At 70.8% G+C, this 7,216-nt stretch carries 2 protein-coding genes; both read left to right on the top strand.

Features of this window, described 5'->3' with window-relative positions:
• Positions 1 to 330 precede the first annotated feature (330 nt).
• Positions 331 to 5,214 (top strand): SDR family NAD(P)-dependent oxidoreductase, encoded by a 4,884-nt coding sequence (locus tag HY68_RS43975; protein WP_277816778.1) that lies wholly within the window; start codon positions 331 to 333, stop codon positions 5,212 to 5,214.
• Positions 5,215 to 5,243: 29 nt separating this feature from the next.
• A partial coding sequence (locus HY68_RS23595; RefSeq protein ID WP_041991939.1) for a type I polyketide synthase occupies positions 5,244 to 7,216 on the top strand: 1,973 nt, incomplete at its 3' end.

Consider the following 7,216-nt stretch of genomic DNA (forward strand, 5'->3'; position numbering starts at 1 on the left):
GCGCATGTGGTGTTGGAGGAGGCTCCTGGGGTGGTTCCGGTGGAGCCGGTGGGTGTGGTTTCTGGTGGTGTGGTGCCGTGGGTGTTGTCTGCGCGGAGTGCTGGTGGGTTGCGCGGGCAGGCGGGGCGGTTGGGCGGGTTGGTGGGCGCGGGGTCGGTAGCTGATGTGGGCTATTCGTTGGTGGTGTCGCGTGGGGTGTTTGAGCATCGCGCGGTGGTTGTGGGCGGTGGCGGCGCGGAGTTGGCTGATGGTGTGGGAGCGCTGGCCGAGGGTGTGCCGTTCCCTGGTGTGGTGGAGGGGGTGGCCGGTTCGGTTGGGCGTGTGGTGTTCGTGTTCCCTGGCCAGGGGTCTCAATGGGCAGGTATGGCCGTGGAGCTGCTGGACTCCAACGAGGTGTTTGCCGCGCGGCTGAGTGAGTGCGAGCGGGCGCTGGGTCTTTACGTGGACTGGTCGTTGACCGGGGTGTTGCGTGGTGACGTAGATGCGCCGGGGTTGGACCGGGTGGATGTGGTGCAGCCGGTGTTGTGGGCGGTGATGGTGTCGCTGGCCGCGATGTGGGCTTCGGTGGGTGTGGTGCCGGACGCGGTGGTGGGTCATTCCCAGGGCGAGATCGCTGCCGCTGTTGTGGCGGGCGGGTTGTCGTTGGAGGACGGTGCGCGGGTGGTGGCCCTGCGTAGCCGGGCACTGGTCGGACTGTCCGGGCGCGGGGGCATGGTGTCGGTCCCGCTTGCGGCGGACGCGGTGGAGGAACGCCTTCGCGAACTGGGCGGAGAGGTTTGCGTGGCGGCCGTGAACGGTCCGTCGTCGACGGTGGTCTCCGGTGACGCCGGGCTGCTGGACACGCTGGTCGCCGGGTACGAAGCGGCAGGGGTACGGGCACGTCGTATCGAAGTCGATTACGCGTCCCACTCTGCTCATGTGGAATCGATCGAAGCGGAGCTGCTGGACGTACTCGGTTCGATCACGCCGCGCAGCGGTGACGTGCCGTTCTTCTCGACAGTGACATCCGACTGGTTGGACACGACGGGGCTGGATGCCGGCTACTGGTTCCGGAACCTGCGGGGGACCGTGCGGCTGGAGCCCTCGATCCGTTCGTTGTTGGGCGCGGGCCATGGCGTGTTTGTGGAGGTGAGCGCCCATCCGGTGCTGTTGACGGCCGTTCAGGCGACGGCGGAGGACGCGGGCAGCGAGGTGGTGGCGGTCGGCACGCTCCGCCGCGACGAGGGCGGCATGGCCCGGTTCCTGACCTCCGCTGCGGAGTTGTGGGTGCGGGGCGGGGACGTCGACTGGGCAGCGTTCTTCGCCCAGGCTGGGCAGCCCGGTCCCCGTGTCGTGGACCTGCCGACCTACGCCTTCCAGCACCAGCACTACTGGCTGGAGAGTTCAGGACAGCGCGCCGGTGATGTCGCGGCGGCCGGCCTCGGTTCGGTAGGTCATCCCTTGCTCGGTGCGACGGTTGCGCTCGCCGACAGTGAAGGCGCGCTACTCACCGGGCGGTTGTCGCTCAGGTCGCATCCGTGGCTGGCGGACCACAGGGTCAACGGAAGCGTTCTGTTGCCGGGTACGGGTTTTGTGGAGCTGGCGATCCGGGCCGGTGACGAGGTCGGTTGTGACCTCGTGGAGGAGTTGACACTCCAGGCGCCGCTCATAGTTCCCGAACGGGGCGCGGTGCAGCTTCAGTTGGCTGTCGGCGCCCCGGAGGATGACGGGCGCAGAGCACTTGCTGTCCACGGCCGGTCCGCCGATGCCGCAGCCGACGAACCCTGGACCTGCCACGCCACCGGCTTCCTCACCACCGACACCGCCCCCCAGCCGTTGCCGGAAGGACCGGTCTGGCCCCCCGAGGGGGCGGAGTCGGTCGACACGACAGGTTTCTACGCCTGGCTCGACGAGGCAGGTCTGAACTACGGGCCGGTCTTCCGCGGTCTGAAGGCCGTATGGCGCAGGGGCCAGGAGCTGTTCGCCGAGGTCGCGCTGCCGGAAGACGTACGAGGAGACGCGGGCGCGGCGTTCGGACTGCACCCCGCGCTGCTGGACTCCGCCCTGCACGCCGTCGCTCTGGGCGGTGTCACCGAGGACGGCTCGTCCGGGCCGCTGCTGCCCTTCGCCTGGTCCGGCGTACGCCTCTACGCGACAGGCGCCACCGCCCTGCGGGTCCGGCTCACGCCCGGAGAGGCCGGCCGGGTGGCACTCACGGTCTCCGACCCGGCCGGTGCGCCGGTCGCCCGCGTCGACTCCCTGGTGATGCGTCCGGTGCCGGCCGAGCTGCCCTCGGCCGGCGCGCAGGTCCGTAACGACTCCCTCTTCACCGTCGAGTGGGCCGCCGTGCCGGTCGACGGAGCCGAGGAGCAGCCGGGCACGACGCGGTGGGCGGTCATCGACGACAACCACATCGCCACCGCCGCGGAACTGGCACGCGCCGGCATCAGCGCCGAGGGCCACGACAGCCTTGACGCTCTTGTCGCCTCGGCCACGGTCCCGGACCGGGTGGTCGTCACCTGGGGACGGGCGACAACCCAGGGCTCGGGCGGTGTCGGCGGCCTGGCCGAGGAGGTCCACGAGACGACGTCCCGCGTGCTGGCATTCCTCCAGGCCTGGCTCGCCGAGGAACGCTTCGCGTCCACATCACTGGTCGTCATCACCCACGGGGCCGTCGCGGCCGCCGGCGACGAGCGAGTAGCCGATCTGGCGCACGCGGCGGCCTGGGGCCTGATCCGGTCCGCGCAGTCGGAGAACCCGGAGCGGATCGTCCTGCTCGACATCGACGCGGACGACGCCTCGTACCGGCTCCTGCCCGCTGCGCTCGCGCGCGGTGAGGACCAACTCGCCCTCCGCGAAGGGGCGATGTACACACCGCGGCTCGCCAGGGCCGGGGCGGTCCCCGGCAGTTCGCTGGTACCGCCCGCCGGAGCCCCGAACTGGCGGCTCGATGTGACCAGTCGCGGCACGGTCGACAACCTGGCCCTGCTCGCCCAGGACATCGCGCCGCTCGGTCCCGGTGAGGTGCGGGTCGCGCTGCACGCCATGGGTCTGAACTTCCGCGATGTGCTGATCGCCCTGGACATGTACCCCGGCGACGCGCCAATGGGCGGCGAAGGCGCGGGAGTTGTCGTCGAGGTCGCTGACGACGTGACCGAACTGGCGCCGGGGGACCGGGTGATGGGCATCCTGGAAGGCGGCTTCGCGCGGCACGTGGTCACGGACCGGCGCACGCTCGTCCGTATCCCCGGAGGCTGGTCCTTCCCGCAGGCCGCTTCGGTGCCGGTCGCCTTCACCACCGCGTACCACGCCCTGGTCGACCTCGCCGGGCTCACCGCCGGTGAGTCCCTGCTGGTGCACGCGGCCGCCGGGGGAGTCGGCATGGCCGCCGTGCAGCTCGCCCGCCATCTGGGGGCCGAGGTCTACGGGACGGCCAGTCCGGCCAAGTGGGACGCGCTGTATGGCCTGGGGCTGTCCGGTGAACGGGTCGCCTCCTCCCGCACGCTGGAGTTCGAGGAGACGTTCAAGGCCGCGACCGGCGGCCGGGGCATGGACGTCGTACTCAACTCCCTGGCCGGCGAGTTCGTCGACGCCTCGTTGCGACTGCTGCCGCGCGGCGGCCGGTTCGTCGAGATGGGCAAGACGGACGTGCGCGGCGAGGAGGAGCTGGCCACGGCCCACCCGGGCGTCGACTACAGCGCGTTCGACCTCACCGCGCTCGACGCCGCACGCGTGGGACAGATACTCACCGAGATCGTCGTCCTCTTCGAGCAGGGCTCGTTGCGGCCGATGCCCGTCCGCAGCTGGGACGTCCGCCGTGCGCCCGAGGCGTTCCGGTACGTCGCCCAGGCCCAGCACATCGGCAAGGTCGTCCTGACCGCGCCGCCCGCACTCGACCCGGACGGCACCGTGCTCGTCACCGGAGGCACCGGAGCGCTCGGCGCCCTCGCGGCGCGCCACCTTGTCACCCGGTACGGCGTACGGCACCTGGTTCTGGCCGGCCGGCGCGGCATCGCCGCCACCGGCGCGGCGGAACTGGAGCGGGAGCTGACGGCGCTGGGCGCCTTCGTACGGATCGCCGCCTGCGACGCGGCCGACCGTGACGCGCTGGCCGCGCTGCTCGCGGAACTGCCCTCTGAACACCCGCTCACCGGCGTCGTCCACACCGCCGGCGTCCTCGACGACGGGGTCGTCGGATCGCTGAATCCGGAGCGCCTGGCCGCGGTACTGCGGCCGAAGGTCGACGCGGCGGTCAACCTGCACGAGCTCACCGCGCATCTCGACCTCGCGGAGTTCGTCCTCTACTCGGGCGCCGCCGGGGTGTTCGGCAACGCGGGGCAGGGCAACTACGCCGCCGCCAACACGTTCCTTGACGCCCTCGCCCGGCACCGCCGCTCCGAAGGGCTGCCGGCCACCTCCCTCGCCTGGGGCCTGTGGGCGCAGCTCGACGGCAGCGGAATGACGGGCCATCTGGACGAGGCCGATCTGAGCAGGCTCGCCCGCTCCGGAATGCTGGCGCTCACTCCCGAGCAGGGACTCGAACTCCTCGACCAGGCGATGGAATTGGACGAGCCGGCCCTCGTCCCGATGCGGGTCGACCTGACGGCGCTGCGCGCGGGCGCCGCCAAGGGCTTCGGGCATCCGCTCTTCCGCGGACTGGTGCGGATACCGACCCGCCGGGTGCTGGAGGCGGACGCGCGCCAGGACGAGTCGCTCACCGAGCGGCTCGCCTCGCTGCCCGAAGCCGAACGGCTGCCCGCGATCGTGGAGTTGGTACGGGTCCACGTGTCCGCCGTGCTCGGGTTCGCCGGAGCGGGGGCCGTCGATCCCGGACGCGCCTTCAACGAGATCGGCTTCGACTCGCTCACCGCGGTCGAGTTCCGCAACCGGCTCAAGGCCGCCACCGGGCTGAAACTGCCCGCGACCCTCGTCTTCGACTACCCCACACCGATCGTGCTCGCCGGGCATCTCCTCACGGAGATCGCACCGCCCGCCCACAGCGCCGGACTGCTGGTGCTGGCCGAACTCGACAAGATCGAGGCCACACTCGCCTCCGCCGCAGCCGACTGCGAGAGCCCGCAGGACATCACGGCCCGGCTCGAACTCCTGCTGGCCGCCTGGAAGGAGAAGCAGCCGGGCTCCGATCTGGCCGGTGAGGACATGGGCGACCGGCTTGAGTCGGCGACCGCGGACGAAGTCCTCAGCTTCATTGACAACGAGCTCGGGCTCGCCTGAGTGAGCGACAGCTAGGAAGGCAGAAGCAGATGGCGAGTGAAGCGCAGCTGGTCGACTACCTGAAGCGCGTGACGGCCGAGCTCCACGACAGCAAGAGGCGGCTCCAGGCGGCGGACGAGAAGGACCACGAGCCGATCGCGATCATCGGCATGGGCTGCCGCTACCCGGGCGGGGCCAACAGCCCCGAGGACCTGTGGCGGCTCGTGGCCGAGGGGACGGACGCCATATCCCGCTTCCCCGAGGGCCGGGGATGGGACCTGGAGACGCTGTACGACCCGGACCCCGACACACCCGGCACGTCGTACGTCCGTGAGGGCGGGTTCGTCCACGACGTCACCGAGTTCGACCCGGCCTTCTTCGGCATCAGCCCGCGCGAGGCGACGGCGATGGACCCGCAGCAGCGACTGTTGCTGGAGACGTCGTGGGAGGCGATCGAGCGGGCTGGCATCGTCCCGGCCACGTTGCACGGCAGCAGGACCGGTGTGTTCGTCGGCGCGAACAGCGGCGAGTTCCTCACCTTCATGGAAAAGGCCCCGCCCGAGCTTCAGGGTTACCTGATGACCGGCGTCGCCACGAGCGTCGTGTCGGGCCGCATCTCCTACAGCCTGGGCCTCGAAGGCCCTGCCGTCACGATCGACACCGCCTGCTCGTCGTCGCTGGTCGCGTTGCACCTGGCGGTGCGGGCACTGCGTAACGGTGACTGCGACCTGGCGCTGACCGGAGCGGTGGCCGTGCTGTCCTCGCCCGGCACGTTCATCGGCTTCAGCCGCCAGCGGGGGCTCGCCAAGGACGGACGGTGCAAGGCGTTCGCCTCCGACGCCGACGGCATGGCGCTCGCCGAGGGTGCGGGCGTGTTCCTCGTGGAGCGGCTGTCGGACGCACGGCGGAACGGCCATCCGGTGCTGGCGGTGGTGCGTGGTTCGGCGATCAACCAGGACGGTGCGAGCAACGGTCTGACAGCCCCGAACGGCCCGTCGCAGCAGCGCGTCATCCGGCAGGCGCTGGCCGACGCCCGGATAGCGCCGGCGCAGATCGACGCGGTCGAGGCGCACGGTACGGGTACGCCGCTGGGCGACCCGATCGAGGCGCAGGCCCTGATGGCGACGTACGGCCAGGGCCGTCCGGAGGACCGGCCGCTGTGGCTGGGCTCGGTGAAGTCCAACATCGGCCACACCCAGGCCGCCGCGGGCGCCGCGGGCATCATCAAGATGGTGATGGCCCTGCGCAACGGCATCCTGCCGCGCACCCTCCATGCCGAGGAGCGGTCGCCGCACATCGACTGGTCCGAAGGCGCCGTCGAACTCCTCACCGAGCCGCGCCCGTGGCCCGCCTCGGACGAACCGCGCCGCGTGGGCGTGTCCTCCTTCGGCATGAGCGGTACGAACGCGCATGTGGTGTTGGAGGAAGCTCCTGGGGTGGTTCCGGTGGAGCCGGCGGGTGTGGATGTGGTTGCTGGTGGTGTGGTGCCGTGGGTGTTGTCCGCGCGGAGTGCTGGTGGGTTGCGGGGGCAGGCGGGGCGGTTGGGCGGGTTGGTGGGCGCGGGGTCGGTAGCTGATGTGGGCTATTCGTTGGTGGTGTCGCGTGAGGTGTTCGAGCATCGCGCGGTGGTTGTGGGCGGTGCGGGTGTCGAGCTGGGTGATGGTCTGGCTGCGTTGGCCGAGGGTGTGCCGTTCCCTGGTGTGGTGGAGGGAGTGGCCGGCTCGGCTGGCCGTGTGGTGTTCGTGTTCCCTGGTCAGGGTTCCCAGTGGGCGGGTATGGCGGTGGAGCTGCTGGACTCCGACGAGGTGTTCGCTGCGCGGTTGAGTGAGTGCGAGCGGGCGCTGGGGTTGTACGTGGACTGGTCGTTGACCGGGGTGTTGCGTGGTGAGGTAGGGGCGCCGGGACTTGACCGGGTGGACGTCGTGCAGCCGGTGTTGTGGGCCGTGATGGTGTCGCTGGCCGCGATGTGGTCTTCGGTCGGTGTGGTGCCGGACGCGGTGGTGGGTCATTCCCAGGGCGAGAT

It is taken from the genome of Streptomyces sp. AcH 505 (assembly GCF_000818175.1).
Classification (GTDB): Bacteria; Actinomycetota; Actinomycetes; order Streptomycetales; family Streptomycetaceae; genus Streptomyces.